The sequence below is a fragment of the Caldibacillus sp. 210928-DFI.2.18 genome (genome assembly GCF_020554505.1).
Classification (GTDB): Bacteria; Bacillota; Bacilli; order Bacillales; family Caldibacillaceae; genus Caldifermentibacillus; species Caldifermentibacillus hisashii.
In genome coordinates this window covers 1-2,031 of sequence record NZ_JAJCHL010000174.1, presented here as the reverse complement: position 1 = coordinate 2,031, position 2,031 = coordinate 1, and the positions used below count along the sequence as shown (strand labels likewise).

Annotated in this window: 2 protein-coding genes and 1 other annotated feature; both genes read left to right on the top strand. The window is 39.7% G+C overall.

The annotated features are described in order from the left end of the window. The first annotated feature begins 81 nt into the window (after nt 1–81). Nucleotides 82–301: a binding site (T-box leader), on the top strand. 23 nt (nt 302–324) lie between these two features. Further along, a complete protein-coding gene (locus LIZ98_RS17340) occupies nt 325–561 on the top strand; it encodes a hypothetical protein (RefSeq protein ID WP_227140384.1) in 237 nt (78 codons plus the stop codon). A 53-nt stretch (nt 562–614) separates the two neighbouring features. Continuing rightward, entirely contained in the window at nt 615–1,877 is a 1,263-nt protein-coding gene (gene tyrS, locus LIZ98_RS17335) for a tyrosine--tRNA ligase (protein ID WP_227140385.1), read from the top strand. Nucleotides 1,878–2,031: the final 154 nt, after the last annotated feature.

The following is a 2,031-nucleotide window of genomic DNA, read 5'->3' as shown; positions in this document are numbered from 1 at the left end:
TTTTCACATTTTGATTAAATGGCAACAACAAAGTTTGACATCTTTTGATGAATATGCTAAAAATATGGTAACAAAATGTATAATTAAGCAATGATGGGAATTTAGTAGTTTTGCTATCCCTGTTTCGAGAGAACCGGTGGGTGGTGGAAACCGGTACAAATAGGAAAACGAATTACATCCCTGAGCATTCACTGTGAACAAGGTTTATGTGGTTCGTAGCAGTGAACGGTTGTCCGTTAGCAAAATGAGTGGAGGAAATTTTCCTCAAGTTGGGTGGTACCGCGATAGATTCGTCCCTTCGATTGATTCGGAGGGATTTTTATTTTGCCCAAATTTTCGGGTACAGGGTTCGTATTGGAAAATATTGCGACTAAGGAGTCTGAGTTTATTTTGTTAAAATTTCGGGTACAGGGCTGGGTCGGAAATGTTGCAACTAAGGAGTTCTGGTATATTTTGCATAATTTTTCGGATGTAGGGTTTGGACCGGAAAATATTGCGACCACGGAGTACAAGTTTTATTTTGCCCAATTTTTTAAAAGGACAATAGGGAAAAAATTGTGATGTGAAATGAGAGTTTTCATTTTGCTTATTATTTTGGAAAAGGAGATTGAGTGATGGACTTATTAGAGGATTTACAATACCGAGGGTTAATCAATCAGATTACAGATGAAGAAGGTTTAAAAAAATTATTAGCCGAAGAAAGTGTTAAATTGTACTGTGGATTTGACCCAACAGCAGACAGTTTGCATATTGGGCATTTGTTGCCGATTTTAATACTTCGTCGTTTTCAATTGGCCGGACATCAACCAATTGCGCTCGTCGGCGGAGCAACCGGATTAATCGGTGACCCGAGCGGTAAAAAAGCAGAACGGACACTGAATGCAAAAGAAACCGTGGAAAATTGGGTGGAAAGCATAAAAGGACAATTATCCCGTTTTCTTGATTTTGACAGCAAAGAGAACCCGGCCACCATGGCGAATAACTATGATTGGACAGGGAAGATGGATGTCATTACTTTTTTACGGGATGTTGGGAAAAATTTCGGATTAAACTACATGTTGGCAAAAGATACGGTTCAATCCCGTCTGGAAACCGGGATTTCTTTTACTGAATTTAGTTACATGATTTTGCAGTCCCTTGATTTCTTAAAATTATATGAAACAGAAAACTGCCGCCTGCAAATCGGTGGGAGCGACCAATGGGGCAATATTACAGCCGGGCTTGAATTGATTCGGAAAACACATGAAGAGGCAAAAGCATTTGGATTGACGGTTCCACTTGTAACGAAAGCGGACGGAACAAAATTTGGGAAAACAGAGGGAAATGCAGTCTGGCTTGATCCGGAAAAAACAACACCATATGAATTTTATCAATTCTGGATTAATACCGATGACCGCGATGTTGTGAATTACTTAAAATACTTTACTTTCCTCTCCCATGAAGAAATTGAGGAATTGGCAAAAGCAACAGCGGAACAACCGGAAAAACGTCTTGCCCAAAAAGCGTTAGCGGAAGATGTAACAAAACTAGTCCATGGGGAAGCGGCATTGAAACAAGCAATTCGCATTTCCAAAGCGTTGTTCAGCGGAAATATTAAAGAATTAAACGGTGCCGAAATCGAACAAGGTTTTAAAGATGTTCCTTCATTTACAAATACGGAGGCAGAAGCCAACTTGGTTGATTTACTCGTGGCGGCAAAAATTTCCCCATCGAAGCGGCAAGCCCGGGAAGATATTCAAAACGGTGCGATCTACATTAATGGTGACCGAGTAACTGATGTGCAGTATGTATTGGGTGACTCGGACAAAATTGAAGGCAAATTTACGATTATTCGTAGAGGGAAGAAGAAATATTACTTGATTATTTCGGAAAGGTAAGTAATTAAGCGTCAGGCCCATGGATTGTTTATTCCATGGACCTTTTCATATATGTTAGTAATGTGTAATTCCCAGTATTTCGGTTCGGTTTTTTGATGGTTTTGTCCAAAAGAGCACGATCGAAACCCTTCTAATGGACAATTTAGCTTATGCT